This window comes from Enterobacter cloacae complex sp. 402C9 (assembly GCF_050030745.1).
Taxonomy (GTDB): Bacteria; Pseudomonadota; Gammaproteobacteria; order Enterobacterales; family Enterobacteriaceae; genus Enterobacter; species Enterobacter intestinihominis.
This window is the reverse complement of record NZ_JBLGUW010000001.1, coordinates 2,339,404-2,365,381: the sequence shown is the minus strand read 5'-3', so window position 1 is coordinate 2,365,381 and position 25,978 is coordinate 2,339,404. Positions and strand designations below refer to the sequence as shown.

Here is a 25,978-nt window from a genome sequence, read left to right as displayed (position 1 = left end):
GTCGTTGTGAGAAAAACAAAACGCGTCACCATTAAAGATATCGCGGAGCTGGCGGGGGTATCAAAAGCCACCGCCAGTCTGGTTCTGAACGGCCGCAGCAAAGAGCTTCGGGTGGCGGAGGAGACACGCGAGCGTGTGCTGGCGATTGCCAAAGAACATCATTATCAGCCCAGTATTCACGCCCGTTCGCTGCGGGACAACCGCAGCCACACCATTGGTCTGGTGGTGCCGGAAATCACCAACTACGGGTTTGCCGTTTTTTCTCATGAGCTGGAGACCCTCTGCCGCGAGGCGGGTGTTCAGCTGCTGATCTCCTGTAGCGATGAAAATCCGGGCCAGGAGACGGTGGTGGTCAATAACATGGTGGCCCGCCAGGTGGACGGGCTGATTGTCGCCTCCAGCATGCTCAACGACGCGGATTATCAAAAGCTGAGCGAGCAGTTGCCCGTTGTGCTCTTTGACCGTCATATGAACGACAGTTCTCTGCCGCTGGTCCTCACCGATTCAATTACCCCGACCGCCACGCTGGTGGCCGACATTGCGCGCCAGCATCCGGATGAGTTCTACTTCCTCGGCGGCCAGCCGCGGCTTTCCCCGACGCGTGACCGTCTGGAAGGGTTTAAGCAGGGGCTGCGTGACGCTGGCGTCGAGCTACGTCCGGAGTGGATTATTCATGGTAATTACCATCCGAGCTCCGGCTACGAAATGTTTGCCGAACTTTGCGCGCGCCTGGGCCGCCCGCCAAAAGCCCTTTTTACCGCCGCCTGCGGTCTGCTGGAAGGGGTGTTGCGCTATATGGGGCAACATAATCTGCTGCAAAGCGATATGCGTCTGGCCAGCTTTGACGATCACTATCTCTATGATTCTCTGACCATTCCTGTCGATACCGTTCGACAGGATAACCGTCAGCTCGCCTGGCACTGCTTTGATCTGATTGGCAAACTGATTGAAGGGGAAACGCCGGAGCCGATCCAGCGTAAACTGGATGCCACACTGCAACGGCGGTACAAGGCCGTGGAGTGACAGGGTAAAGTCTGACGGATATATCAATAACTTTAATTAATTAAAAATCGTATTCAGCCGATAACCAAAGGGAAATTAAATCCCTGAGGTGTGTTATGTCGTTGAAAAAATCATCCCTGATTATCCTGTTTTCTCTGCTTTTCTTCTTTGTGGCCAGCACCATCACCAGCGTTGGGCTCATCATTAAAAGTAATACTTCGCTGGATAATGTGAACAAAGAAATTCAGGTGGTCCTGTCCATTATTGATCCCATTAACCATAGCCGAACCCTGCGCGTCAGGGTTATGGAGTATGTAAAAATGTTGGAAGCGGGGGACGCCACCGACTCGTCTGCGAAACTGGCCTCGGTTAAAGAGGCGCTGACCAAAGCCGATAGTGCATTTTCGGCGTTTATGGCCTCGCCGCGTTTGCAGGACGAAGCCCCGCTGGTCACTGCCTACCAGGAGGCGTGGCAAAACTACCGTAACCAGGGACTGGCACCACTGATTGCCGCTGCCGCCGCTCACGATGTGTCGCGGTTCAACGCTCTTATTCCCGTGGTGTCTCAACTCGATCGCCAATATGAAATTGTGCTCGATCAGGTTCTCTCCGTTCACCAGAAGTACGCCAAAACGCTGAACGAGGATGCGAGCCATAATTTTGTGTCGGGTCTGATTATTATCGCCTGCATTGCGGTGCTGTTCGTGGTGGTGATCTTCGTCGTCAGCCTGCTGATGAAACGCGTGGTCTTTGCGCCAGTGAACCTGGCGCGCGAGCACTGTCGACAGATTGCGGCCGGGAAGCTGGACGTACCGGTACCGATCAAGCGTGATTCCGGGAATGAAATCGATCACCTGATGTCCTCGATGGAGCAGATGCGCCAGGCGCTGCTCTCCACCATTTCTCAGGTGCGCGATGCCAGCCACACCGTAACGCATGCGGCGCAGGAAATTGCCTCCGGCAATATCGACCTGGCCTCCCGTACCGAGCAACAGGCTTCTGCCCTGACCCAGACGGCCGCCAGCATGGAAGAGCTGAGTGCGACGGTGGCGAATAATACCGATAACGTTTTCCAGGCCGGTAAGCTGGTGCAGGATGCCGTGAAAAATGCCCATACCGGTGAAGCGGTAACCCGTGAAGTCATCGAAACGATGAATACTATCGCGTCCAATTCGAAGCGTATTGAGGACATCACCAGCGTCATCAACAGTATTGCTTTCCAGACTAATATTCTGGCGCTGAACGCGGCCGTTGAAGCGGCGCGTGCCGGTACGCAGGGGCGAGGATTTGCCGTGGTGGCAAGTGAAGTGCGCACCCTGGCCCAGAAAAGCGCGGTGGCGGCGAAGGATATCGAAAGCCTTATCGCCCAGTCTGTTTCCAGCGTTAAAAACGGTGCGGAACTGGTGAATCGTTCGGGAGAGGTGATTGATTCTATTATCAGCTCTGTGAATAAAGTGCATACGCTGATGGAACAGATTTCGGTTGCCTCAGAAGAGCAGAGCCGTGGAATTGGTCAGGTTGGGCAGGCCGTAACGGAGATGGACGGTGTGACCCAGCAGAACGCGGCGCTGGTGCAGCAATCCGCCGCAGCCGCGGCCTCGCTGGAGGAGCAGGCGCAGCAGCTGTCGCAGAGTATTTCGAGTTTTCGTCTGCCGGCAATTGCGTGATTAAATGAGGAAGGCTCCTGTTGGAGCCTTTTTAATGTCTGCATTCAGCCGCTGCACAATCTCCTTCAGCCATTACTGTTATCCGTACAAAGCCGCTATCACATAAATTTTATCTTTCCCCGGCAATATTTCTGTTCCTCATCCGTCTACCTCATCAGAGACCATAATCATTCAACATAAACGAGGTACACATGAGAAATTTTGATATGCACGGAAAAGGTCACGGGCGTGGTTTGGGCCGCCATCGTATGTACAAGGGCATCGTGATAGGCGCAGTCCTGTTCGTGGTGCTTGGCCTGCTGGTCATGTCCCTGTGGAACGCGTTGCTCCCGGCCATCCTGGGGGTTAAAGCCATTGGCTTCTGGCAGGCGCTGGGGATCCTGCTGCTGAGCCGCATTCTTTTCGGTGGGCTGGGTTTTCGTCCAGGTATGTTCGGTGCACACCGTCGTATGCACGCACAATGGATGAATATGACCCCCGAACAACGTGAAGCCTTCATTCAGCAGCGTCGGGCGGGATTTGGGCGTCATGGTCATTGCCGGTGGCACGATGACCGGGATGAGAAGCGAGATGATAACGCTGCGAAAGCGCCGGAAGCCGAGTGAGCGATATGAAAGCCGGTGAGGCGGGGGAATCATTACTGATCTCGGCACTCAATGCCTGCCGCGCACGGCTAAAAGCCTTCATTCGCGGACGGACTGCGGTTCGTGATGATGTCGATGATATTCTTCAGGAAGTGACCTGGCAGTTGATGAAAGTGGAACAACCGGTGGAGAACGTCGCCGCCTGGCTGTTTCGCGCCGCGCGGAATGAGATGATCGACCGGGCGCGAAAAAAGCATGAGGTTTCACTGCCGGGGTACCTGACGGCAGATGACGAGGACTTTCCGGAGCAGGAGATTGCAGAAACGTTATTCGGCGTACCGCAAACCCCGGAGGAGGAGTATCTCAACATCCTGCTGTGGGAAGAGTTGGGGCAAGCCCTGTCGGAACTGCCGCCACCACAGCGCGAGGTGTTTGAAAAAACGGAATTTGAAGGATACACCATGAAGGCGCTGGCGGAGGAAACGGGCGACAGCGTGCAGGCGTTATTATCCCGCAAACACAAAGCTGTGCGATTTTTGCGTAGTCGCCTCAAGGATATTTATGAAGCGTTGACAGGGCAATAAAGTTCGACCACTCTGAAAAACAATATCTTAGAGGGGTCGTTATGCTTCAACTGTTAGCAAAGAAAAAGATGCTGTTACTCTCTGCTCTGCTGTTTTCAGGGCTGGTCAGGGCAGAGGAGTCGCTTCCGGATGTGGTAAAGCACTTCAGTGAGCAGCAGGATATCAAAATCATTAAGAAAATTGATGCCCCCGGCGGCGCGCCAGCGTGGCTGGGGCAGTATCAGGACATGGGCGTGACGCTCTTTCTGACCCCTGACGGAAAGCACGTGGTGTCTGGCTATCTGTATGATGAGAAGGGAACCAACCTCAGCGAGGCCTTTTTCCAGAAAGAGATCTACGCCCCGATGGGCCGCGAGATGTGGAAAAAGCTCAATGCGGCGCATCCGCTGAAAGAGGGCGCGGAGAGCGCCCCGCGCAAAGTCTTTGTTTTTGCCGACCCGTTCTGCCCGTACTGCAAGCAGTTCTGGGCTGAAGCGCAGCCGTGGGTGAAGGCCGGCAAGGTCCAGCTCAACACGCTGCTGGTTGCGTTTCTTAACCCGAACAGCGGGCGTAACGCCTCCGCGATCCTGAATGCCAAAGATCCGGTGTCGGCCTGGAAAGAGTACGAGCTGTCCGGCGGTAAAAAGCTGCCTAAACCTGAAGGGGTGGCTTCACGGGAAACCGTTGAGATCCTGCAAAATCACCAGACGCTTATGGACAGTCTCGGCGCGAATGCCACACCGGCTATTTATTACCTGAATGAGCAAAACGAACTGCAGCAGGTCGTGGGAATGCCAGACGCAAAACAGCTTGAGGCGATGTTCGGGCCGAAGCCGTAAAAAAAAGGCAGAAACAGGACGTTTCTGCCTTTTGTCAGTCAACTACCCCAGCGCCCCCGGAGGTAATTTACGGCCTCCTGCGTCTGCGGCTGGTTAAGATAGTCTTCACGGAACAGGATGGTGCCTTTTACGTCTGGCAGTGAATCGTTGAGGTCGAGCTGTTTTTTCAGCTCCGGTACGCCTCCGTTCACCGTCCAGTCCGGTTCGTTTCTGGAAGGCGCGCCCACTTTGTAGAACGCGATCCCGATATACAGGCGGGTATGGGTCGGTTTCACCACGTCAGCCCACCATTTTGTCAGCACATCGTATCGTGCCGCGTCGCGGGCGAAGGGCCAGTAGATCTGCGGCGCAATGTAATCCAGTAAACCCTGCTGTACCCATTTTCGCGTATCGGCGTAGGATTCATCGTAGGCTGCGGCACCGCGCGTGTCCGATCCTGCCGGGTCGAAGGAGCGGTTGCGCCAGACTCCCGCCGGGCTGACGCCAAATTCAACCTCAGGCTTTGCCTGCTTGATCGCCCTTGATACCTGCACAATCAGCTGCTGCGTATTGTGCCGACGCCAGTCAGCTTTCGACGCAAATCCCTCGCCGTAGCGCCTGAAGGTCCAGGCATCGTTCAGGGTTGAGCCCGGCGTCTCGGTGTAAAAATAGTCATCGAACTGAACGCCGTCGACAGGGTAGCGATTCACCACTTCCATCACCACCTGGGTTATCCAGTCCCGCACCTCGGGAATGCCCGGGTCGAGAACAAAACGATCCCCCGAGGTGCGGATCCACTCCGGATGCTGGACGTAGACGCTGGAGGGATGAAGCGACGAGGTACGGTTAAGCGCCGCGATGGTCGACGGCTTCGTGTTGGTGGAGACGCGGTAAGGGTTAAACCAGGCGTGAACCTTCATCCCGCGCTTGTGCGCTTCATCCAGCATAAACTGGAGCGGATCGTAACCAGGGTCTTCCCCGATAGTCCCCGTCAGGGTATCTGACCACGGCAGTATTTCAGAGGCCCACAGCGCCGTACTGTCCGGTTTTACCTGAAAGAAGACGGTGTTGATCCCAAGCTTTTTCAGCTTATCGAGCTTGTCCGTCAGCGCCTTCTGTTGCTGGGCGATACGCTGGTCCGCGCTGCGGCCATTCACCGATGACACGGGGGGCCAGTCGAGACGGGAGACGGTCGCCAGCCAGATCCCGCGCATGGGTTCGTTAGTCTGCTGTACAGGTTTCGCCTGCGGCAGCGGGGTAACGAGTGATTTGGGTGGTTTGGAAGTGCAACTTACCAGTAAAAGCGCGCAGCCAAGCAGCGCGCCAGTCCGTTTTACGTGTCGCATCATTTGCGTGTTAGCTCCTGGGTGTCCGGCCATCCGTCCAGGGATTAAACGCCGGTTCGTCCTGTTCCTCGGTACCGTCATCGTGAAGGGAGTCGAGGTAGAGGGCTTCAACTTCCGCCCGCGCCCATGGGGTCCGGCGCAGGAACTTCAGACTCGATTTAACACTCGGGTCCTTGCGAAAACAGTTGATTTTGATTCGGTTGCCCAGTTCATTCCAGCCATATCGCGCAACCAGCGCGTTAACCTGCATTTCAAGCGTTACGCCATGCAAAGGATCGTTGGAAATATGTGCTGTCATAGGCGTCCGGTAGTCTCATTTTTTATGGGGATGTGATAAACGCTCAAAGGTTACAAGAAAGCAGGGGACGCGGCAATTTCAGCGTGAGGTTCTTCACCCGTAAAGGGTGAAGAGGATTGCCGGTTAATACTATTTTTTAAACAATTCAGGTGCCCACGGCGTCGGGTCTACCTCCATAAAGGGTGCACGCTCAAAGCGGGACTTCAGCGCCCAGGGCACCGTACAGTCGAAAATCGTTTTGCAGGTGATCCCGTTGCCACGAATTGAGGGACTGTAGTCCGGCGCCTGAGACGGATCGAGCTGGTGACCGCGGATCCCCGGCAGATGGGTGATACTGACATCGCCCTGCATACGGGTCGTCATCGCCCACAAAATGTCGTCGCTGTCGAAAATATCCACGTCTTCGTCGACGAGAATAATATTTTTAAGCTCGGAATAGGTGGCTAACGCGATGAGGGCCGCCTGACCCTGACGCCCTTCGTCAGAAGGCTGGCGTTTTTTAACCTGCAATACCCCAAGGAATTTGCCCCCGCCAGCGGTATGCGCATAGACGTTTTGCAGGAAACCGGGGATGGCTTCTTCCACCGCATTCCGGATGCTGGCCTCCGTTGGCAAACCGGCCAGCGTGGTGTGCTCTTCGCCCGGTCCTACCAGGGTTTGCAGGATCGCCTGATGACGCATCGTGACGGCCTTCACTTTAATTACCGGCAAGGAGGGGTTAGCCTCCCCGCAGTAGCCGGGAAATTCCGGCATCGCGTGCCCGGTGTGGGTATGCTGATCTTCTTCTACGCGCACGCCCGGCAGCAGTTCGCCTTCGATAATAATTTCCGCACGCGCAATCGCTTTTTCATTTACGGCCACACCCTGCACCAGCTCGACGGGAGCCTGACGTAACGCACCGGCGACACCCAGCTCGTTGTAGCCGAAGGGCGTGGTAGGGGCTTCGAAACAGGCGCCAATATAGATAGCGGGATCGAGACCCATATTGATCGTGACCGGCAAGGGTTTGCCCGCCTCTTCGGCTTTCTTACGGAACACTTCAATATGGCGGCCCGCGGCAAGGAACATGGAAAGCTCATCGCGCTCCTGAACGCAAAGACGGTGAATAGTGACATCGGTCAGCGAGGCGTCTTCCGGATCGCTTGCCAGCACCAGCCCCAGACAGAAGAACGGACCGGCATCTATCGGCGTGTTGGTCGGTGCCGGAAGCAATTTACGCAGATCGAAGTCCGGATCGTCGGCATAAAACACCTGCTCCTGACACGGCGCCTGGGCCGCCGGGACGACAACGGGAGCAATCGGGTTTTTCACCGCCTGGCCGACATGTTTTGCCAGTTCAGAGGGCTCGCAGCCCAACAGGAGCGCCGCCCGCTCGCGGCTGGCGTGCATACCGACCAGAATACGGGAGTCGGGATAACCCTTAATAGCGTTAAACATCATGGCCGGGCCGATGCGCGTCGGACGTTTTACCGTGCCGCCAGCACCAATATGCCGGTACACACCCGCCAGCTCCGCGTCAGGATCGACCGGATGGTTGGTTTCAAGGTATTGACCTTCATGGCGTTTGAGCAGTTCGATAGCACTTCTGAGATCGTTGATGTGGTTTTCCATATTTTCCCCCTCGGATGATTGCATCCATTCTTAACCGGACGAAGAAGGCTATCAATTGCATCATTCATGCTATTTTAATATGAATTTTATTATCAATAATGAAGGCACAGTATGCAGTTTCGACTGATGCGCAATTTTATCGTGGTGGCGGAAGAGCTTCACATGCATCGTGCGGCGGAGCGCCTTAACATGGCGCAACCGGCACTAAGCCAGCAAATCAAAACGCTTGAAGATCGTCTGGGGGTAGTGCTCTTTAGCCGGGCGAATCGTCGCCTGACGCTGACGCCAGCCGGTGAGGCGTTTCTCAGTAAAGCCAGAGTGGCGATTTTTATGACCGATCAGGCCATTCTGGATGCCAGACAGACGGCCAGAGGGGAACAGGGCGTGCTGAATCTCGGATGCGTTTCAAGCGCGATATTCGACAGTAAGCTGCCCGACGCGCTGCGGCTTTTACATGAGAAATGGCCAGCCATCAGCCTTTCCATGATGACGGGAAACGTGCAAACCCTTTATACCGGCGTGCAAAGCAACCAGCTCGATGTGGCCATTATTCGTGCCCCGTTACCGCTGCTGCCTGACGATCTTCAAAGCCGTCCTTTCACAACGGAAAAAGCCGTGCTGGCCTTACCTCGTCAACACAGTCTGGCGGGCTCCGCCGCGCTGACGCTTGCGTCGGTGAAAGAGGAGAAGTGGATCGCCCTGCGCGACCCGGAGGGGATGGGGCTGGAGCAATATTTCTATGATGCCTGCCACAGCGCGGGCGTACAGCCTGACGTTGTGCAAAATGCCACCGATGTCCCCACGGTGATAAGCCTCGTCTCGGCAGGGTTTGGTATCGCCATGCTGCCAGCTTCAGCGAAGGCGATATGCGTACAAAACGTCGTCTTTGTGGATATTCTTGACCGACTCCGGGAGAGCGAGCTGACGCTGGTTTGCCACCGGATTATTCGCTCTGAGGTCCTGAAAAAATTGATGAGTATCCTCGATCATACCTGACGTCCGGCGGCCTGAAGAAGCTGTTCACGTAGCCAGCGGTTAGCCGGATCCTGACTGTTTTTCGGATGCCAGTACATACCAATGACGATCGGCGGGAGATCCAGCGGCGGCGGAAAAATATCAAGCGTTTGCGTAAAGCGTAGCAACATGCGCCTGGGTAGGGTGCAGAGTAAATCGGTACCGGCAACAATCGCAGGCGCCATCGCATAGCTTTGCGTCGACATCACCACGTTACGCTGGTGGCCAAGCCCCGCCAGATGCTGATCGACAAAGCCCGCGAACGGGTCGCCCTCGGATGAAACCACCAGGTGTGAAAGACTACAATAGCTTTCCAGATCCACCGGCCCCGTACCGCGCGGATGGCCTTTCCGCTGGGCTGTGGCATATTCATCGTCAAACAGTTTGCGTCTGACCCATGCATCGTGCGCCCCCGCGTTAACGCCGATATAAATATCCACATCGCCATTTTCCATCTGCGCTGACAGCAGCTGGGTTTCCGGGAGCGCAAAACGCAGGCGGATACCTGGTGCCGCACTGCTAATCTGATTCTGCAACTCAGCCCCCAGCATTAGCGCCGGGTTTTCGTGCAGGGCAATAACAAAAGTGCGGTTGCTGTTCTGCGCGTTGAACGTGGTGGGTTCAAGCATCGCCGATATACCCTGCAAAACCGTCGCGACCTGCGGCCTTAACGCTTCGGCGCGCGGCGTCGGTAACACCCCACGTCCATGTGGGGAAGGGACAAACAGCGGCTCACCAAACAACACGCGCAGGCGTGCCAGGCGGGCAGACATTGCTGGCTGGCTGATGCCCAGCCGCGCGGCCGCATGGGTGATATTCTGGTCCCTGAGTAACGCATCCAGCGTCAGGATCAGGTCCATATCCATATCGGAGGGGGACATCTTATTTTGCGTCACGGTTGGTATAGGTCACCGGGACCCACGCGTAGCCTTCCCGCTCACCTTTCGTCACATAGCCGATCCCGGGGAAAGGCAGATGCGGAGCCGCAATCAGATCTTTGTTTTTCACAAACTCAGCGAAAGCTGCGTTGCGCACCCGGGCGGCGCCGTCCTGATCCTCATCGTAAGCAATCGTCACGTTGGGCTGCGGGAACTGAACTGCGGCGACGTGGATGATGTCGCCGACAAAGGTAATTTTTTCACCTTTGCTCTCCAGCGTGTAAAACGCGGAACCTGGGGTGTGGCCCGGGTGAACCGTACCGCTGATGCCCGGCAGAAGCTGTTCGGTGCCTGAGAAAGTCTTCACTTTTCCGGCATCCAGATAAGGCTTTAATGTCTTGTGCGCGACATCGAAGTAGTTCTGGTCATAGCCAGACTTCTTCTGGTTCTCGTCGTTAAAGAAGAAATCGATATCCGGTTTGCCGACATAGACCTGCGCGTGGGTAAACACGCGCTGACCGTCTTTGACCAGACCACCGGCGTGATCGGAGTGCGCATGGGTGATTAGAACATCGGTAATATCTTCGGGTTTGATGCCCTGGGTCGCCAGGCTTTCAATCAGCCGCCCGCCTTTGCCGGGGCCAAAGAGCTGACCGGAACCGGTATCCACCAGGATTTTGTGACCGGGCAAGGCGATATAAAACGCGTTAATCGATGCTTCCACCGGATTGGCCTGGAAGTTTTTGGCCAGTAACGCATCGGTATTTTCCGCCGTCGTCCGGCGCAGTAAGGCGTGCAGATCCTGCGGCACGCTGCCGTCCGTAAAGGCGGTGATAATCGTGTCGCCAACCTGAACGCTGTAGCCGCCAGCCTGCTGTTTCACCACATGCTGCGGAACGCTGGCCACCGCGTGGATCGCTGGAAAGAATAAAACTGAACCGGTCAACAGGGTTGATATCGCAAGTTTTTTCACAGTAAACATGATGGGCTCCTTAATAGTAAGTTCATCATAGTTCAACTGCGATTTTTGAGAACAGCAGGGGAGTGAATGTGACCTATCCATGAAATGGATAGGTCTGAGAGGATGCTTTACAGCACGCCGGTACCGCCGTCAGAGCACCACACTTGCCCGGAAGCGTATGAGCAGGAATCGGAGGCAAACAGCACATACAGCGGTGCGATTTCAACCGGCTGACCCGGTCTCCCCAGGGGCGTATCTTCCCCGAACTTCTGAACTTTAGACTGAGGCTGACCGCCGCTGGACTGAAGAGGCGTCCAGTATGGACCTGGCGCGACGGCATTCACCCGAATGCCACGCGGCCCAAGCTGCTGGGCCAGAGACTTGGTAAAGGCCACGTTACAGGCTTTGGTCTGCGCATAGTCCACCAGGATCGCGCTCGGTTTAAACGCCTGAACGGAAGTGGTGTTGATGATCACGGCACCTTCCTGCAAATGGCGCAGCGCAGCTTTGGTGATCCAGAAGGGGGCATAGACGTTGGTTTTAAACGTCGCGTCAAAATCTGCCGTGGTGAGATCGTCGATAGATTCACAGTACTGCTGGCGTCCGGCGTTATTCACCAGAATATCCAGGCCGCCCAGTTCGGCAACGGCTTTTTCCACCAGCGTGTCGCAGAAGGACTCCACGCGAATGTCGCCGGGAATGGCGACCGCTTTACGGCCTTCGGCCTGAATCAGCGCAATGACCGATGCCGCATCGGACTCCTCTTCCGGCAGATAGCCAATAGCGACATCTGCACCTTCACGGGCATAGGCGATGGCTACCGCGCGACCTATGCCGGAATCACCGCCGGTAATCAGCGCTTTTTTTCCTGCCAGTTTTCCTGACCCGATATAACTTGTTTCACCATGATCCGGTATTGGCTTCATTTCCGATGCCAGCCCGGGAGCCCTTTGCGGTTGTTCTGCAAACGGTGGACGAGGGTAATGCAGCGTGTGATTATTTCCTGTAGACATACCGGCCTCCTTAATAGTGAATTCCAAGATTAGTCGTTAATTAAACGTAAGCGGGCAAAATTGACAAATTCAGACAAATCTATATTCCAGTGGCGGATATAAAATATTTTCTCAAGCCAGCATGTAATACCAGAAAAGGGCGACCTCATCTTTTTCCGGCAGGGCGTTGTAAAGGTAACGATCGTAACCGCCCAGAATAAACCCATAGTGACGATAGAAAAGGCAGGCAGAAACATTAACGTTCTGCGTCTCCAGCCGTAAACCGGGCGCGTTGAGGCTTCGCGCCCAGACGTGGGTGGCAGACATCAGCTTGTGCGCCGCGCCCGTTCGGCGTTTCGAACGCTCCACGGCAATGTAATCCACCGAAATAAATTTATTCCAGTTGCAGGACGCGGTTATAAAACCGGCGATTTCACCGTCATCCGTTTCGGCGATAAGAAATATTGAATCGGGATTAACGCAATGATTTTCCAGCGTCTGGAGATCCAGTTCATAGGTTTTATGATAAGGATCGGTTAGCGCCTCGATATGCAAATCACCATTGAGAAAAGGCTCTCTGGCAATCTCATCGACCGTAAAAGAAAAATCACAACATTCAAGACGGGCGAGGTCGGTGCTTAATCCTTTTCGAATATGCATAGTATTCCTTAAGTGGGAGTTATAAATAGATAATAGACGAAGCGGCATACCCTGCTGGCATAACACTCTGTTCATCCTGGTCTAAGCTTGTATTTCGTTCCGCGTAAAATGTGGTCATTCGAGGACAATGAATGGAATTCAGAACATGTCGCAGGCACTGGGGTGCTGAGTTTATTTCCGATGACGTTGTACGTTTTCGCGTCTGGGCAGAAGGGCAGAAAGATCTCACGTTGCGTTTAACCGACACCGACATTCCGATGGCGGCGGTGGGCGACGGCTGGTTTCAGGTTGACGTGCCCGGCGTCAGACACGGTACGCCGTATCAGTTTGTTTTACAGGATGGAATGGCGGTGCCGGATCCGGCCTCGCGCGCGCAACAGGCTGACGTCAACGGCCCGTCGGTGGTAATCGACCCGCGTCACAACCTGCCCGCACAGCGGGAATGGCAAGGGCGGCCATGGGAAGAGACGGTGATCTACGAGATGCATATCGGCACCTTCACCGGGGAAGGAACCTTCAGGGCGGCCATCGATAAATTGCCTTATCTGGCCGAACTGGGTATTACACAACTGGAAGTGATGCCCGTGTCCCAGTTCGGGGGCGCGCGCGGATGGGGGTATGATGGCGTACTGCTGTATGCCCCGCACTCAGCTTATGGCACACCGGATGATTTTCATGCCTTCATCGATGCTGCCCACGCGCTCGGGCTTTCCGTGGTGCTGGATATTGTACTCAACCACTTTGGCCCGGAAGGGAACTACCTGCCGTTGCTCTCACCGGCGTTTTTCCATCAGGATCGTATGACCCCGTGGGGCAACGGTATAGCCTATGAGGTTGAAGCCGTCCGGCAATACATCGCTGAGGCGCCGTTATTCTGGCTCTCGGAGTATCATCTTGACGGTCTGCGCTTCGACGCCATCGACCAGATCCATGACAACGCTGAGACCCATATTCTTCCCGAGATAGCGCAACGGATCCGCGACGCCTTTCCGGATCGGCATATCCATCTGACAACCGAAGACAGTCGCAACGTGATTTTCCTGCATCCGCGCGATGAGCATGGTCAGACGCCGCTTTTCACCGCCGAATGGAATGATGATTTTCACAACGCCGCGCATGTCTTCGCGACCGGGGAATCACACGCCTATTATCAGGATTTTGCCTTTGAGCCGGAGAAAAAGCTGGCGCGGGCGCTGGCAGAGGGCTTTGTCTACCAGGGGGAAATCTCGCTTCAGACCGAGAAATCGCGCGGGGTAGAGTGTCGCGAGCAACCACCGCAGTTTTTTGTCGATTTTATTCAGAATCACGACCAGGTCGGCAACCGTGCCCAGGGGGAGAGGCTTATCTCTCTGGCTGGGGCGGAGAAAACGCGCGTGCTATTCGTGGCGCTGCTCCTGTCGCCACATATCCCGCTGCTGTTTATGGGTGAGGAGTATGGCGAAACGCATCCGTTCCTCTTTTTCACCGACTTCCACGGCGACCTGGCGAAAGCCGTGCGGGAGGGGCGCGCGAAAGAGTTTACCGGCCATGCCGGGCACGATGAAACCGTACCGGATCCCAATGACGTAAATACCTTTATGCGGTCGAAACTTGACTGGAACAAGGCAGACACGGAGGAAGGCAGGGCGTGGCTGCACGTTACGCGCGAACTGATTGCGCTGCGTCAACGCTTTATCGTCCCGTTACTGAAACAGCGGGGCGCCGTGGAGGGTAACGTCCTGCAAACGGCGCTCGGCATGGTTGCCGTGAGCTGGCGTTTTCCGTCCGGTACGCTGTCGCTGGCGCTGAATATCGGCAAAAAGCCCCTCGCCTTAGCGGACCTGCCCGGAAAAACGATCTTTAGCTGGCCGGAGGCAGTCGAAAACCTGCCGCCGAACAGCATTGTTGTTCGCTTTGCTGATGGAGAAGCAGCGCTATGATCCCTTCCTCTACTTACCGAATTCAGTTTCGCAACGGCATGACCTTCGATCGCGTGGTGGACCTGATTCCGTATATGAAAGACCTCGGAATTAGCCATCTTTACGCGTCGCCTGTTTTCACCGCAACCACGGATTCCACCCACGGCTATGACGTGACCGACCCCAACGAAATCGACCCGGCGATTGGCGGGCGGGAAGGGTTTGACCGCATGGCGGCAGCGCTGAAACAGGCGGGGATGGGGCTGATTCTGGATATCGTTCCTAACCATATGTCGACCTCGCTGGAAAACCGCTGGTGGCGCGATGTTATCGAGCACGGTCGGCAGAGCCGCTATGCGGCATATTTTGATATCGACTGGTCCCGACCCCTGACGTTGCCGTTTCTTGGCGACACCTTTGAAGCCGAGCTGGAGCGGGGGGCTATCACCCTAAAACGTGACAGTGTCACCGACAACGCGGCGTTGGTTTACTATGATACCGCCTATCCGCTTAATCCCGGCACGTATGCCGAAGGCAAGAGCATCGCTGAGATCCACGAGGCGCAAAGCTGGCGGCTGATGTCCTGGCGGGAAGCGCCGAAACAGCTTTCATGGCGGCGCTTTTTTGAAATCACCGGGTTGGTCGGCGTGCGGGTAGAGGATGATGCGGTATTCGCAGACACGCACCGCCTGATCCTTGAGCTTGTCCACGCCGGGGTTGTCGACGGCCTGCGCATTGACCATGTGGACGGGCTTGCCGATCCGCTGGGCTATTTGCAGCGACTGCGTGCGGCGACCGGACCGGATTGCTACATCACGGTGGAAAAAATCCTCGCCAAAGGGGAACAGCTTCCTCCGGAGTGGCCCATCTCAGGTACTACGGGCTATGAGTTTATCGCCTCCCTGGCGGAAGTGCTGGTGGATGATACCAACCTCTCGCGGCTGGAGACGCTCTACGACGAGACGCTGGGTACGACCGTTGACAGGCAGGCGGAACTTCGCAACGCCAAAGGGCTGATGACCGATCGTAATTTTGAAGGTGAATTTACCACGCTGCTCAAAATAGCCAGCGAGCTGGCCGGGCATAACGGTGCCGAAGTGGAGCATGAGGATATCCGCCATGCCCTGCGCGAGCTGCTTATCGCGTTTCCGGTGTATCGCACCTACGGCACCGCTGAGGGGCTGACGTCACCGGATGTGGCGCTGCTCAGCCGCGTGGTCGCCAGCGTCAACACCTCTGAACCCGCTCTGAGTCTGATTGTGCGTATTCTTACCGGCGATCTGCCGGCGCATGACCACGCACTGGCCTCGCTTTTCCGCACCCGTTTTCAGCAGCTGACCGGGCCGCTGATGGCGAAATCGGTAGAGGATACGCTGTTCTTCCGCCATAACCTGGAGCTGGCCCTGAACGAAGTCGGCGCCGACCCGACGCCGCGCGCGTTTTCACTTTCCCGTTTTCATCAGGAGATGCGCATTCGACTTGCCCGCCAGCCCGATGCGCTGCTGGGAACCTCCACCCACGACACCAAACGCGGCGAGGATGCACGAGCTCGTCTGTATACGCTGACGGAAGCGCCAGATCTGTGGGGAGAAAATCTGGCGCGCTGGCGGCAGATGAACCAGACACAAGTCCGATTCCTCAACGATGGCACCGCGCCGAACGCCGCCGACACCTGGATGATCTTCCAGGCGCTGGCGGGCGTCTGGCCAGCAACCCTGTCGCCTGAGGATCGTGATGGCCTTAAGTCACTGGAAGAGCGTTTCCTCGGCTTTATCGAGAAAGCCCTGCGCGAGGCCAAGCAGCGTACCGACTGGATCGACAGCAACGAAGGTTACGAGAGCGTGGTCCTGGACTACGTGCGCCATCTGCTTTCCCCGGATAACACCCTGTTCCTGCGTGATTTCAGTGCCGCACTCCAGCCGTTTATTCGGGCTGGGTTAATGAACAGCCTGAGCCAGACGGTGATCAAACTGACTGCGCCTGGCGTACCGGACATCTACCAGGGCAGCGAGGGGCTTAACTTCAGCCTCGTCGACCCGGATAACCGCCGCGAACCGGATTTCGCCGCACTGGCGGAAAACCTCAGCGTAGCGGATGGCACCGTTTTTAACGATGCGCAACGCTGGCGAGACGGCAGCGTGAAGCAGTACGTCACCGCCACGCTGTTACGGCTTCGGCCACATTACCCCGCGCTTTTCCGCTACGGCGACTGGCTGCCGCTGAAGGTAACCGGCGAGCGGGAGGAGAATCTGATCGTTTATGCCCGCATTAAAGATGACGAGGCGCTGATCGTCGCCGTGCCGCGCCTGGTGTTTGACGTCACCGATAATGCGATGCTATGGGCCAATACTACCGTGGCCATACCCCAGGCGCTGGCCGGGAAGCACTACCGGGATCTGTTTACCGGTGAGCGTCGCCTTCTGCCAGAGACGCTGGATTTAACGTCTGAAAAGGGATGTTTGTTGGTTCTGCTTACCTGCGAATAATCGAGGAGAACAAAAATGCCAAAGGATACAACGTTTGAAATTCGGGCCGGTCATGGCCAGCAGTTGGGCGCAAATTATGACGGGAAAGGGGTGAACTTCGCCCTGTTTTCCGCCCACGCTGAGCGGGTGGAGTTGTGTCTGTTTGATCCTTCGGGAAAAACAGAAATCGCCCGTCTGGAACTGCCGGAATATACCCATGAGGTCTGGCACGGCTATGTGCCGGACCTGAAACCGGGGGCGCTGTATGGCTACCGCGTTTACGGCCCCTACGATCCGGAGAACGGTCACCGCTTCAACCCCAATAAGCTGCTTATTGACCCCTATGCCCGTGAACTGGTAGGTGAAATTGAGTGGAACGATGCCCACTTCGGCTATGAGCTGGGACACGACGAGCTGGATCTCAGTTTTGACACGCGAGACAGCGCGCCGTTTACGCCCAAATGTAAGGTCATCGACCCCAATGCCGTTGACTGGCAGGACTCACGCCGGCCCGATATCCCGTGGCCGCATACCGTGGTCTATGAAAGCCACGTAAAAGGCTTTACCCAGCTTAACCCGGCTATTCCGCCTGAACTGCGCGGTACGTTTGAGGGGATGGGGCATAAAGCCTCGGTGGAGTACATCAAAAGCCTCGGCATTACCTCGGTCGAGCTGCTACCGGTTCACTGGTTCCCGGACGATCAGCACCTGCTCGATCGCGGCCTGAAAAACTTCTGGGGCTATAACTCGCTCGGTTTCTTTGCGCCAGCGTCCCGCTATTACGGCCCGGCGGGGATCCAGGGTTTCCGCGACATGGTGCGTGCTTATCATGACGCGGGCATCGAGGTGATCCTCGACGTGGTCTATAACCACACGGCGGAGGGCAACGAGCTGGGACCAACCCTGTCGTTTAAGGGGATTGATAACTTCTGCTATTACCGCACCATGCCGGATCAGCACCGGTATTACATCAACGACACCGGCACCGGGAACACCGTTAACACCTCGCACCCGCGCGTGTTGCAGATGGTCATGGACTCCCTGCGTTACTGGGCGGAATCGATGCAGATTGACGGTTTCCGCTTTGACCTCGGAACCATTCTCGGACGCGAGCCGGAGGGATTTGACCCGCGCGGCGGCTTCTTTGATGCCGTGACCCAGGATCCGGTGCTGTCGAAGCTGAAGCTTATCGGTGAACCGTGGGATATCGGCCCAGGGGGATATCAGGTGGGGGGCTTCCCGCCAGGCTGGGGCGAGTGGAACGACAAATACCGCGACACGGTACGTGAATACTGGAAGGGAGATAACGTTTCTAACGATTTTGCCGCCCGTCTGTTAGGCTCCGGTGATTTGTACGATCTGCGCGGACGTCGTCCGTGGGCCAGCGTCAATTTTATCACCGCGCATGACGGCTTTACGCTGAACGACCTGGTATCCTACAACGAGAAGCATAACGCCGATAACGGGGAAGATAATAACGACGGACATAACGATAACCGGTCGTATAACTACGGTGAAGAAGGGCCGACGGAGAACCCCGATATCATCGCCACCCGCGAGCGGCAAAAGCGCAACTTCCTCACCACGCTCTTCTTCTCCCACGGCACGCCGATGCTGCTGGCAGGTGATGAGTTTGGCCGGACGCAAAAGGGCAATAATAACGGCTATTGCCAGGACAGCGAGATCTCCTGGATAAACTGGGAAGGACTCTCTGAAAACGACGAGAAGCTGCGCGACTTTACCCGTCGGTTGATTGCTCTGCGCGCTGAGCAGCCGCTGCTGCGCCGTGAAAACTGGCGCGACGGGCTTGAGATTCGCTGGTTTAACGCCGGTGGCGGACCGCAGCAGTCGGAACAGTGGGACGAGGGTTCCACCCTTGGTCTTGCCATCAGCCGTCCGGATCTTGAGCAGGAAGAGGGCATCTGGCACGACGTGCTGATGCTGTTTAACCCGTTTGAAGGCACGGTGCCATTCCAGATCCCGCAGTTTGGCGAAGGGGGCTGGGTGCTGGAGCTTTCGACGGCGGATGATGCCCCTACAGGGGAAATCATCACGGAATCCGTCGATTATGAACTGGCCGGGCGGAGCATAACGCTTTTCCGCCGTCCTTAAAGCGAGGCCGCCGCGCGTGCGGCGGTATCATACAGGGAGGAGATCGCGCGGAGTAACTGCGCGGTCTCACCAATCGACGCGCCCGGAATGCCGCTTTCCGCATGAATGTTGATCAGGCAGGCTTCCCGTACCTCCCGGTACTTCATGCACAGCGCTTTGCCTTCCTCCGTCGTCGAGAAAAAGAGCTCTTTCCCCGCTTTTTCACTGGTGACGTAACCCGCCTTTACCAGCTTTTTCAGCGCATACGTCACCACGTGGGTATCTTCCACGTTCAGCACAAAGCAGATGTCGGCCAGCTTTTTCTTGCGGTTGCGGTGGTTTACGTGGTGCAGAAGCGAGACGTCGAAAGCGCCCATATCCGGTTCCCCTGCTGCGGTCATGCAGCGTACCATCCATTTGTTAAACGCATTGCTGGTCATGATCAGCGCATATTCCAGCTCTGATAATTCAGCACACCGCTCTGAGACGAGATGGCGGGAGGAGACGATACGCCCGTCCGCAATATCGTCGTGGTTTAACGCTGTTTTCGTTTTCTTTGTCGTCATACCGATCCTTTCTCCAGAATGTAAACCCGTCGATAAAATAAGAACATTTTATTGATAAATTGTTTACATGTTTTTGACGTTCAGATATAGCTTTTTAGTGCAGGTTCTGTGGAGCCTCACGCAACACACAACATCGCGCGCCGTAATGCACCGGCTTCGCTCTGCTGCGAAGTATAAAAAATAGCCGTCGGCGCGCAACGCTCACTTTGGATAGGGTAACGTTTATGGACAGTTCTACACTGTTGCCACTTATCGGGATTCCGGTGGTGGTTATTGGTTTTGCACTGCATTTCAACCCGCTGCTGGTTGTCGTGGTGGCGGGGCTGGCAACGGGCCTGCTGGTTGGCATGGATTTCGGTATGCTGCTGGAAACCTTTGGCGAAAAGTTCGTGAATAGCCGATCGCTCGCCACTTTCATTCTGATCCTGCCGGTGATTGGCCTGCTGGAGTATTACGGGCTGAAAGAGCGCGCCCAGGCCTGGGTCGCGAAGATCGCCAGCGCCACCTCGGCGCGTATCCTGATGCTCTACTTTGTTGCCCGCGAAGGGACGGCTGCGCTGGGCCTGATGTCGCTTGGCGGCCACGCACAAACGGTGCGTCCTCTGCTGGCGCCGATGGCCGAAGGGGCGGCCCTGAATGAATACGGCGAACTGCCGCAGACTATCCGCGACAAAATCAAAGCCCATGCCGCCGCGTGTGACAATATCGCGGTTTTCTTTGGGGAAGATATCTTTATCGCCTTTGGCGCGGTACTGCTGATTGATGCGTTCCTGAAAGAGAACGGGATCGAGGGGATCGAACCGCTGCATATCGGCCTGTGGGCCATTCCGACCGCTATTGCGGCACTGATCATCCATATGACGCGTCTGCTGCGCCTCGACGCCAGCATTCGTCGCGACGTGATGGCCTGGAGAGCAGAGCAGGGTACGCAGGAGATCGCACCATGATGACCCTTATCACCATTAACCGCGTGTACTACCTGATCGGCTTTGTCGTGATGCTGCTGGTTGTGATGACCCTTCGCGATCGCGCTAACCCGAAACGCTATACCACCGCGCTGTTCTGGTTTCTGTTTGGCGGGATCTTCCTGTTTGGCGATCTGATGGTGCAGGAGCTGGGTAAGTCGCTGGCGTATCGCATTATTGGCGGCGCCGTTATCGTGATTGCGCTACTGGCCGGTTTCGGGCTGGTCGGGAAGGGGCATTATAAAATGTCCACCGAGGAGGAGCGGGTTGCCTCATCACACCGGCTGAAAAACTGGCTATTCTTGCCCGCGCTGATGATCCCGGTGGTGACGGTCATCGGGACGCTGTTTCTGAAAGGCGTGTCGATTGGCGGTGTCTATCTGCTCGACCAGAAGCAGCTTACGCTGGCGGCGCTGTGCGTGGCCTGTGTGGCGGCTATCCTCACCGGCTGGTGGCTGACAAAAGGTACGCCGCTGCATGCGGTTCGTCAGTCGCGTCGGCTGGTCGATACCATTGGTTGGGCGGTGATCCTGCCGCAGATGCTCGCGATGCTCGGCGGGGTGTTTGTGGTGGCGAATACCGGCGAATCGGTACAAAAGGTGGTCAGCCTGTTTGTGAACCCGGACAGCCGCTTCATGCTGGTGGTCATTTATTGCGTGGGGATGGCGCTGTTTACCATGATTATGGGCAACGCCTTCGCTGCCTTCCCGGTGTTAAGCGCCGGTATCGCTCTGCCATTCCTGATTAACGTCCATCACGGTAACCCGGCACCATTGCTGGCTATCGGCATGTACGCAGGCTATTGCGGCACGCTGATGACCCCGATGGCCGCCAACTTCAACATCGTGCCCGCCGCGCTGCTGGAGCTAAAAGACAAATATCAGGTTATCAAGATCCAGATCCCGACCGCGTTAACCTTGCTGGTGGTGAACGTGTTCTTAATGTATTTCCTCGTGTTTCGCTAAGGAGCTGCAATGGAATTAACGCAACATCAGGCTGACGCCTTCGCCAGAATGCCGTTGACCTATTTACGTCAGGAATATCCGAACCACATTATGCATCTGCTCAACGATGACGGCGACGTTCTGCCGCCTCGCGAGCTGCACCCGATCTTTTACGGCTGTTTTGACTGGCACTCTGCGGTGCACGGCTACTGGCTGCTGCTGCGCTGCCTGCGTCTCTGGCCCGAACTGCCGTGTCGGGAAGAGATCATCACTCTCTTCGAAGAACACCTGACCGACGAGAAGGTGGCGAAGGAGCTGGCCTATTTTACCGCGCCGTTCCGCGCGTCGTTTGAGCGACCTTATGGCTACGGCTGGCTGCTGGCGCTGGCCCAGGAGCTGAAACAATCGTCACTGCCGCAGGCGGAGCGCTGGTACCAGACGCTGCAACCGTTAACGCGGGATATTCGCCAGCGGCTGGTGGATTACCTCAGCAAGCTTACCTATCCGATCCGCGTCGGGACGCACTACAACACGGCGTTTGCGCTCGCGCTGGGGCTGGATTATGCCCGGGCGGTGAACGATGACACGCTTGAGCGCGCCATCCTGGACGCGGCAACGCGGTTTTACCTCGCGGACACGCATTATCCTGCGCATTATGAGCCGGGTGGCGACGAGTATATCTCCGGAGCGCTGACCGAGGCCCTGCTGATGAGTAAGGTGGTGGAGGATTTCCCGGCCTGGTTCGATGCGTTTCTGCCTGAAGTGGGCGCCATTTCTGCGCTCATGAACCCGGCTGAGGTGAGTGATCGCACCGACCCGAAAATCGCGCATCTGGACGGTCTCAACCTCAGCCGTGCCTGGTGTATGACCGCGCCCTGCCGGAAAATCATCACGCCCGGAAGCCATTACGCGATGCCGTTGCGCGCCATCTCTCGGCAAGCGTGGAGCATGTTGTCGGCAGTCACTACAGCGGCGGGCACTGGCTGGCGAGTTTTGCGCTGCTGGCACTGGAGTAGCGCTTAGTTGTATATCAGACTAAATGTCGCCAGGCTGTCTGCCAGCCCCGCGGTGGCCTGGGTTTCGGTGCGCACATATTGTGCGTCGTAATCCAGGGAAAACGCGGTCTGCCGGGCAGCGTTGGCAAAAGGTTCGACACCGGTGCTGTTGAGAGGAACGGTTGTCCCTCTGGCGGCACCGTAGTTATCGCCGTACAGAATGCGGATCCCCACGCCGGTAGCGGCGCTCTCCTGTTGACTTAGCGCCAGCACATCGTGATTCTGCGCGTCTTTTTCAGTCGGACCAAAGAACCCTATCTTCACCGCTGCCGTTTGGGATGCGTCACAGACCAGAGGGATGATGAAGCGGTGTTTATCCCCATCCATTCCTTTGTTGAGATCGCTTACGCTACTTTGTCCCATATTGACGGTGATGTTGTTATCCGAGATATAACAGCTCGATTTATGCACTTTCAGGTCGGCGGCAGCGACTTCCACCGTCACGCCAGCTTCAGATATCACCGCGCCGTTAGCATCTTCCAGAATCAGCGTTCCTGCGCGAATTTGCCCGCTGTTCGGCTGTTCATAGACAATCTCCTGCGCGGTTTTATAAAACACGACGAAGAACTGGGTCGCCATTTGCGAGGGATCGTTTGTGCTGCAAATCGCAACGTTGTCATCCCCCGAGGCGATGTAATGCACGGGTTCAGCTGCACAGTGCGTGGTTTCGCGAACGCCCACCGCAAACCCGACGCCGGGAATATCTGGCACGTCATAAACGGAGGCCGGGGCGCCCGTACCGTTCGGCGCCACGCCGCTGACGGGCGCTACGGTTAAGGCGTTATTGGCCACAAAGCGCATCGTTACCGGGCCGGTTCCCTCAGGACAGTTATAAAACGAGCGGTTTTCCTGGCCCAGGATAGCGCCTGAAAGCATCGACCCCGGAGGGATCGAGGGGTTATCAGTGATCGAGTAGTTTTGAAAGTTAATGACCGCATCGCCCATGGTCGGCGGGCAGGTCTGAGACGCCCTTGCCGTAGCGTGAATCAGCAAAAAAGCGAGCATCAGGAGATTGATTAAACGGTTGATATTGTTCACAGATATCTCAGTAAGTTATTGGCACTGAAGCTTCAGAAGCGTGACCGGAGTGCGGCCAGCGGTATCCGGAAGGCGTAATGGGGCGCTACAGCGCATATCCTGGCCTTTCTGCCGCCAGCTGGCATGCAAGGTCCCGCGTAGCGGCACGCCGCTGAGATAGACCTGTCCTGCTTCGCCAACGATGCCGACGCTTGATTTCGCAGACGTCCCGTTCGAGACATACGCGCTGGCGCCGAATGGAAGCGGGCGCCCGTGTGCCGTAAGGGTGATGAGCGTTCTGATGCCCACGTGGGTATGGTAATTCGCCAGGACGACCGCGCCGCTGGTCGGCACAATCGTTCTGCTGTTCTGGTCCAGATCGACATTTTCTGCCAGCGTTTCGGTATCCAGCGAAATGGTGTTTTTGTGATACGCCGATAAGGTTGGCATCACGGCATAACCTCGGGAGTCGGTGTGAACATTGGTCGCCCCTTCAACCTGAACGTCCGACGCCTCGTCAGCGCGGATCAGCGCCAGGGTATCCCCAAGGCTTTGGCTCAACGTCACCCCATACTGTGTTGCCACAATGCCGCCTGCCGCGCCGTAGTTCACGCGGTTGCTATAGCGATCGTGGCTGTACCCGAGACTGGCGCTGCCATAACCGCCGTGATAAGCCAGCGCAAGGTTGCTGTTCGCGGTATTGGCCTGGTTGTCGAAGCCCTGCTGGAGGTTATAGTTCAGGCGATCGTGGGCCAGCGCCGTACCATACAGCGAAACCTGCCGGGTAGTATGGCCATCAAGGTTATTGTTGAGGCTGTAGCTGGTTGTTGCGCCGGGTAACCAGCGGCTGAGTGGGACGCTGATGCTAAGGTTTATCGCCCGTTCGTTGTCGCTATCATCAGCGCTTGAGCGGGTGAGATAATACCCAACACTCAACGACACCCCTTTGTAGTTAGCGTAATAGCCAAGATGGACGGTTTGATCGACCGCCGAGGCGTTCCAGTAATCCTGACGGTAAAAGGATGCGCTGATATTGCCCAGCGCACCGAGATCCTGCGTCAAACTGAACTGTGTGCGGTTACGCCGGTTATGCACGTGCTGGTCTGGATCGCTGTCATCATTTGCTTCACTGAAACTGTAAAAGTCATGCGTCGTATAATGGCTGGTCGAAAGGGTGAACGACGTGTTCGTCTCAGCGAGATTTTTTTGGTACTGAGCGCGTATTTGCTGCCCGAGGGCCAGCCTGTCATCACTGAGGTGTGCTTTCGCCGCAACGGTGTCCACACCCAGTGCCCCAAACCTGCCAAAATCTTTACCTAATCCCAGCGCGAGAGCCTGATAGTGGCCGGAAAGCTCCGCTCCGCCGTACAGCGTCAGGCTTGAAGACAATCCGTAAAAGGCGGAGGCCTGAACAAACGGCGGGGTGTCGCCCTCGGCGTCAGGGCTGTTATACCGTCCGGCGCTGGCGCTGAATTTCAGTCGTTTCTCCCGTAGCATGAAGGCCACCGAGGAGTAGGGTTGGGTGAACGTGCGTTCGCTGCCGTCACTTTCATGGACCGTGATCTCAAGATCGCCGCTTTGCGAAGTGGGGAAGAGATCGCTAATGACAAATGCGCCAGGCGCAACATAGGTTTCATAGATGGTGTAACCGTGCTGGCGAACGCTGACGCGGGCATTGCTGTGAGCGACCCCGCGGATCGTGGGCGCGAAACCGCGCTGGCTGTCCGGCAGCATATTCTCATCCGAGGCAAGCTGAAGCCCCGTAAACTGAAAACTCTCAAAAACCTCGCCAGACGTGTAGGCATTCCCTATTGTTAACGCGCTCTTCAGCGGCGTAATGGCCCGCTGGAGGGATGTTCCCTGAGACTGCCAGTGATGGGTATTACCATATTCAAACGTGGCGTAATTGCGTAAACGCCACGCCCCCAGGTTGATACCGGATCGCAGGCTCAGATAGCTGCTGTTGTCATGAATATTGTCGATGTTGGTTGTCGAGCCCGTAAGATTGTAATCGACAAAAGCAGCGGGGATGCCGTCGTCCCACTGTTCGGGAGGAATATAATCGGCACTTTTTTGCAACATGGCTGCCTGCGGAATGCTGAAAACCAGTTGATGATGGGTGAAGTCAAAATGCGTCGACGCATCGGGAATATATTTGCCGATGTCCGTAAATGTCTCCTCGTCATGCATCGCATCGAACGAAGAGAAGGCCGCGATGTTTACCCCAAGTCTCTTGAGGTACGCCAGGTTGAGGACTGGTGAGAGCGTTCCCCCGGTATCGACAAATGCAATTTCGCGCTCATCCCGCTGCGTCTGGTTAACAACAACCGCGACACGATAATGTCCCGGCTGCTGACCGCCTTGTCGGGAAAAATAGCTTAAGTCGCTAGCCTGCTGCTGATCTGCTGTGATCTCCAGCGCCTGAGGATCGAAGTACTCATCGGCCTGTGCCCGGCGCACATGAATGCCAGACGTGACCGCACCCGCAAGCATCGCGAGCGTATAAATGCGGGGTAAATTGCGTGGGACGAGAGAATGCATGTGCGGTCGTTGGCTACATTCGCCAAAGGCGTGTTGTCACAG

The 25,978-nt window shown here is 56.3% G+C and carries 21 protein-coding genes and 1 pseudogene; 12 read left to right on the top strand and 10 right to left on the bottom strand.

Annotated elements, in window-relative coordinates:
* The first annotated feature begins 6 nt into the window (after nucleotides 1-6).
* The 5 genes from ACQG1K_RS11300 to dsbG all read left to right on the top strand — a co-directional run bounded on the left by ACQG1K_RS11300 (nucleotide 7) and on the right by dsbG (nucleotide 4,655).
* Nucleotides 7-1,023, top strand: a complete 1,017-nt coding sequence (locus ACQG1K_RS11300) for a LacI family DNA-binding transcriptional regulator (RefSeq protein ID WP_017693400.1) — start codon at nucleotides 7-9, stop codon at nucleotides 1,021-1,023.
* 95 nt (nucleotides 1,024-1,118) lie between these two features.
* Nucleotides 1,119-2,669 carry a methyl-accepting chemotaxis protein gene (locus tag ACQG1K_RS11295; protein WP_367074513.1) on the top strand — a complete coding sequence of 517 codons (1,551 nt, stop codon included), beginning with the start codon at nucleotides 1,119-1,121 and terminating at the stop codon, nucleotides 2,667-2,669.
* 191 nt (nucleotides 2,670-2,860) lie between these two features.
* Entirely contained in the window at nucleotides 2,861-3,274 is a 414-nt protein-coding gene (locus ACQG1K_RS11290) for a hypothetical protein (RefSeq protein WP_045622692.1), read from the top strand.
* Between the two features lie 5 nt (nucleotides 3,275-3,279).
* A complete protein-coding gene (locus ACQG1K_RS11285; protein WP_169441116.1) occupies nucleotides 3,280-3,837 on the top strand; it encodes an RNA polymerase sigma factor in 558 nt (185 codons plus the stop codon).
* A gap of 41 nt (nucleotides 3,838-3,878) precedes the next feature.
* Nucleotides 3,879-4,655, top strand: coding sequence for a thiol:disulfide interchange protein DsbG (dsbG, locus tag ACQG1K_RS11280; RefSeq protein WP_045308134.1), 777 nt, complete (start codon nucleotides 3,879-3,881; stop codon nucleotides 4,653-4,655).
* Between the two features lie 38 nt (nucleotides 4,656-4,693).
* On the opposite strand, the gene ACQG1K_RS11275 is transcribed toward dsbG, so the two are convergent.
* The 3 genes from ACQG1K_RS11275 to ACQG1K_RS11265 form a co-directional block, all read right to left on the bottom strand.
* Nucleotides 4,694-5,983, bottom strand: coding sequence for a glycoside hydrolase family 10 protein (locus tag ACQG1K_RS11275; protein WP_022648168.1), 1,290 nt, complete (start codon nucleotides 5,981-5,983; stop codon nucleotides 4,694-4,696).
* 7 nt (nucleotides 5,984-5,990) lie between these two features.
* Nucleotides 5,991-6,278, bottom strand: a complete 288-nt coding sequence (locus tag ACQG1K_RS11270) for a VF530 family protein (protein ID WP_367074516.1) — start codon at nucleotides 6,276-6,278, stop codon at nucleotides 5,991-5,993.
* Between the two features lie 129 nt (nucleotides 6,279-6,407).
* The gene (locus tag ACQG1K_RS11265) at nucleotides 6,408-7,889 is read right to left on the bottom strand and encodes a UbiD family decarboxylase (protein WP_108367576.1); all 1,482 of its coding nucleotides are present in this window, start codon (nucleotides 7,887-7,889) and stop codon (nucleotides 6,408-6,410) included.
* Nucleotides 7,890-8,000: 111 nt separating this feature from the next.
* Here ACQG1K_RS11265 and ACQG1K_RS11260 point away from each other — a divergent pair, with 111 nt between their 5' ends.
* Entirely contained in the window at nucleotides 8,001-8,885 is an 885-nt protein-coding gene (locus tag ACQG1K_RS11260) for a LysR substrate-binding domain-containing protein (protein WP_058677850.1), read from the top strand.
* Here the strand turns inward: ACQG1K_RS11260 and ACQG1K_RS11255 are convergent.
* From ACQG1K_RS11255 to ACQG1K_RS11240, 4 genes are all read right to left on the bottom strand, one after another.
* On the bottom strand, nucleotides 8,876-9,784 hold the full coding sequence (locus ACQG1K_RS11255) for a LysR family transcriptional regulator (protein ID WP_199159507.1): 909 nt from the start codon (nucleotides 9,782-9,784) through the stop codon (nucleotides 8,876-8,878). The genes ACQG1K_RS11260 and ACQG1K_RS11255 overlap by 10 nt on opposite strands.
* A gap of 1 nt (nucleotide 9,785) precedes the next feature.
* Entirely contained in the window at nucleotides 9,786-10,763 is a 978-nt protein-coding gene (locus tag ACQG1K_RS11250) for an MBL fold metallo-hydrolase (RefSeq protein WP_046621492.1), read from the bottom strand.
* A 107-nt stretch (nucleotides 10,764-10,870) separates the two neighbouring features.
* The gene (locus tag ACQG1K_RS11245) at nucleotides 10,871-11,755 is read right to left on the bottom strand and encodes an SDR family oxidoreductase (protein WP_022648162.1); all 885 of its coding nucleotides are present in this window, start codon (nucleotides 11,753-11,755) and stop codon (nucleotides 10,871-10,873) included.
* A gap of 111 nt (nucleotides 11,756-11,866) precedes the next feature.
* Nucleotides 11,867-12,394: a GNAT family N-acetyltransferase gene (locus tag ACQG1K_RS11240; RefSeq protein ID WP_022648161.1), complete on the bottom strand. Its 528-nt coding sequence runs from the start codon at nucleotides 12,392-12,394 to the stop codon at nucleotides 11,867-11,869.
* 131 nt (nucleotides 12,395-12,525) lie between these two features.
* Here ACQG1K_RS11240 and treZ point away from each other — a divergent pair, with 131 nt between their 5' ends.
* Genes treZ through glgX form a run of 3 tightly spaced genes read left to right on the top strand, consistent with a single transcriptional unit; the run spans nucleotide 12,526 to nucleotide 18,869 of the window.
* Entirely contained in the window at nucleotides 12,526-14,313 is a 1,788-nt protein-coding gene (treZ, locus tag ACQG1K_RS11235; RefSeq protein WP_367074519.1) for a malto-oligosyltrehalose trehalohydrolase, read from the top strand.
* Nucleotides 14,310-16,778 carry a malto-oligosyltrehalose synthase gene (treY, locus tag ACQG1K_RS11230; protein ID WP_367074521.1) on the top strand — a complete coding sequence of 823 codons (2,469 nt, stop codon included), beginning with the start codon at nucleotides 14,310-14,312 and terminating at the stop codon, nucleotides 16,776-16,778. Before treZ ends, treY begins: the two co-directional genes overlap by 4 nt.
* A 15-nt stretch (nucleotides 16,779-16,793) precedes the next feature.
* Nucleotides 16,794-18,869: a glycogen debranching protein GlgX gene (glgX, locus tag ACQG1K_RS11225; protein ID WP_022648158.1), complete on the top strand. Its 2,076-nt coding sequence runs from the start codon at nucleotides 16,794-16,796 to the stop codon at nucleotides 18,867-18,869.
* Here glgX and ACQG1K_RS11220 read toward each other — a convergent pair.
* Nucleotides 18,866-19,414, bottom strand: coding sequence for a winged helix DNA-binding protein (locus ACQG1K_RS11220; RefSeq protein WP_022648157.1), 549 nt, complete (start codon nucleotides 19,412-19,414; stop codon nucleotides 18,866-18,868). The two genes, glgX and ACQG1K_RS11220, sit on opposite strands and share 4 nt — an antisense overlap.
* A 224-nt stretch (nucleotides 19,415-19,638) precedes the next feature.
* Here ACQG1K_RS11220 and ACQG1K_RS11215 point away from each other — a divergent pair, with 224 nt between their 5' ends.
* The 3 genes and pseudogenes from ACQG1K_RS11215 to ACQG1K_RS11205 all read left to right on the top strand — a co-directional run bounded on the left by ACQG1K_RS11215 (nucleotide 19,639) and on the right by ACQG1K_RS11205 (nucleotide 22,339).
* Nucleotides 19,639-20,361: a DUF969 domain-containing protein gene (locus ACQG1K_RS11215; RefSeq protein WP_367074524.1), complete on the top strand. Its 723-nt coding sequence runs from the start codon at nucleotides 19,639-19,641 to the stop codon at nucleotides 20,359-20,361.
* On the top strand, nucleotides 20,358-21,344 hold the full coding sequence (locus ACQG1K_RS11210) for a DUF979 domain-containing protein (RefSeq protein WP_063137760.1): 987 nt from the start codon (nucleotides 20,358-20,360) through the stop codon (nucleotides 21,342-21,344). The genes ACQG1K_RS11215 and ACQG1K_RS11210 overlap by 4 nt, the downstream gene beginning before the upstream one ends.
* Before the next feature lie 9 nt (nucleotides 21,345-21,353).
* Nucleotides 21,354-22,339, top strand: a pseudogene (locus ACQG1K_RS11205) (DUF2891 domain-containing protein).
* 3 nt (nucleotides 22,340-22,342) lie between these two features.
* On the opposite strand, the gene ACQG1K_RS11200 reads toward ACQG1K_RS11205, so the two are convergent.
* Both ACQG1K_RS11200 and ACQG1K_RS11195 read right to left on the bottom strand, forming a co-directional pair.
* Nucleotides 22,343-23,416, bottom strand: a complete 1,074-nt coding sequence (locus ACQG1K_RS11200) for a fimbrial protein (RefSeq protein WP_154051276.1) — start codon at nucleotides 23,414-23,416, stop codon at nucleotides 22,343-22,345.
* Nucleotides 23,417-23,431: 15 nt separating this feature from the next.
* Nucleotides 23,432-25,936 carry a fimbria/pilus outer membrane usher protein gene (locus ACQG1K_RS11195; RefSeq protein ID WP_367074526.1) on the bottom strand — a complete coding sequence of 835 codons (2,505 nt, stop codon included), beginning with the start codon at nucleotides 25,934-25,936 and terminating at the stop codon, nucleotides 23,432-23,434.
* Nucleotides 25,937-25,978 lie beyond the last annotated feature (42 nt).

Bases quoted from the DNA above. Each gene is read 5' to 3' on its own strand.
- ACQG1K_RS11295 (WP_367074513.1), top strand. From the start codon at position 1,119: ATGTCGTTGAAAAAATCATCCCTGATTATCCTGTTTTCTCTGCTTTTC.
- ACQG1K_RS11290 (WP_045622692.1), top strand. From the start codon at position 2,861: ATGAGAAATTTTGATATGCACGGAAAAGGTCACGGGCGTGGTTTGGGC.
- ACQG1K_RS11285 (WP_169441116.1), top strand. From the start codon at position 3,280: ATGAAAGCCGGTGAGGCGGGGGAATCATTACTGATCTCGGCACTCAAT.
- dsbG (WP_045308134.1), top strand. From the start codon at position 3,879: ATGCTTCAACTGTTAGCAAAGAAAAAGATGCTGTTACTCTCTGCTCTG.
- ACQG1K_RS11275 (WP_022648168.1), bottom strand. From the start codon at position 5,983: ATGATGCGACACGTAAAACGGACTGGCGCGCTGCTTGGCTGCGCGCTT.
- ACQG1K_RS11270 (WP_367074516.1), bottom strand. From the start codon at position 6,278: ATGACAGCACATATTTCCAACGATCCTTTGCATGGCGTAACGCTTGAA.
- ACQG1K_RS11265 (WP_108367576.1), bottom strand. From the start codon at position 7,889: ATGGAAAACCACATCAACGATCTCAGAAGTGCTATCGAACTGCTCAAA.
- ACQG1K_RS11260 (WP_058677850.1), top strand. From the start codon at position 8,001: ATGCAGTTTCGACTGATGCGCAATTTTATCGTGGTGGCGGAAGAGCTT.
- ACQG1K_RS11255 (WP_199159507.1), bottom strand. From the start codon at position 9,784: ATGTCCCCCTCCGATATGGATATGGACCTGATCCTGACGCTGGATGCG.
- ACQG1K_RS11250 (WP_046621492.1), bottom strand. From the start codon at position 10,763: ATGTTTACTGTGAAAAAACTTGCGATATCAACCCTGTTGACCGGTTCA.
- ACQG1K_RS11245 (WP_022648162.1), bottom strand. From the start codon at position 11,755: ATGTCTACAGGAAATAATCACACGCTGCATTACCCTCGTCCACCGTTT.
- ACQG1K_RS11240 (WP_022648161.1), bottom strand. From the start codon at position 12,394: ATGCATATTCGAAAAGGATTAAGCACCGACCTCGCCCGTCTTGAATGT.
- treZ (WP_367074519.1), top strand. From the start codon at position 12,526: ATGGAATTCAGAACATGTCGCAGGCACTGGGGTGCTGAGTTTATTTCC.
- treY (WP_367074521.1), top strand. From the start codon at position 14,310: ATGATCCCTTCCTCTACTTACCGAATTCAGTTTCGCAACGGCATGACC.
- glgX (WP_022648158.1), top strand. From the start codon at position 16,794: ATGCCAAAGGATACAACGTTTGAAATTCGGGCCGGTCATGGCCAGCAG.
- ACQG1K_RS11220 (WP_022648157.1), bottom strand. From the start codon at position 19,414: ATGACGACAAAGAAAACGAAAACAGCGTTAAACCACGACGATATTGCG.
- ACQG1K_RS11215 (WP_367074524.1), top strand. From the start codon at position 19,639: ATGGACAGTTCTACACTGTTGCCACTTATCGGGATTCCGGTGGTGGTT.
- ACQG1K_RS11210 (WP_063137760.1), top strand. From the start codon at position 20,358: ATGATGACCCTTATCACCATTAACCGCGTGTACTACCTGATCGGCTTT.
- ACQG1K_RS11195 (WP_367074526.1), bottom strand. From the start codon at position 25,936: ATGCATTCTCTCGTCCCACGCAATTTACCCCGCATTTATACGCTCGCG.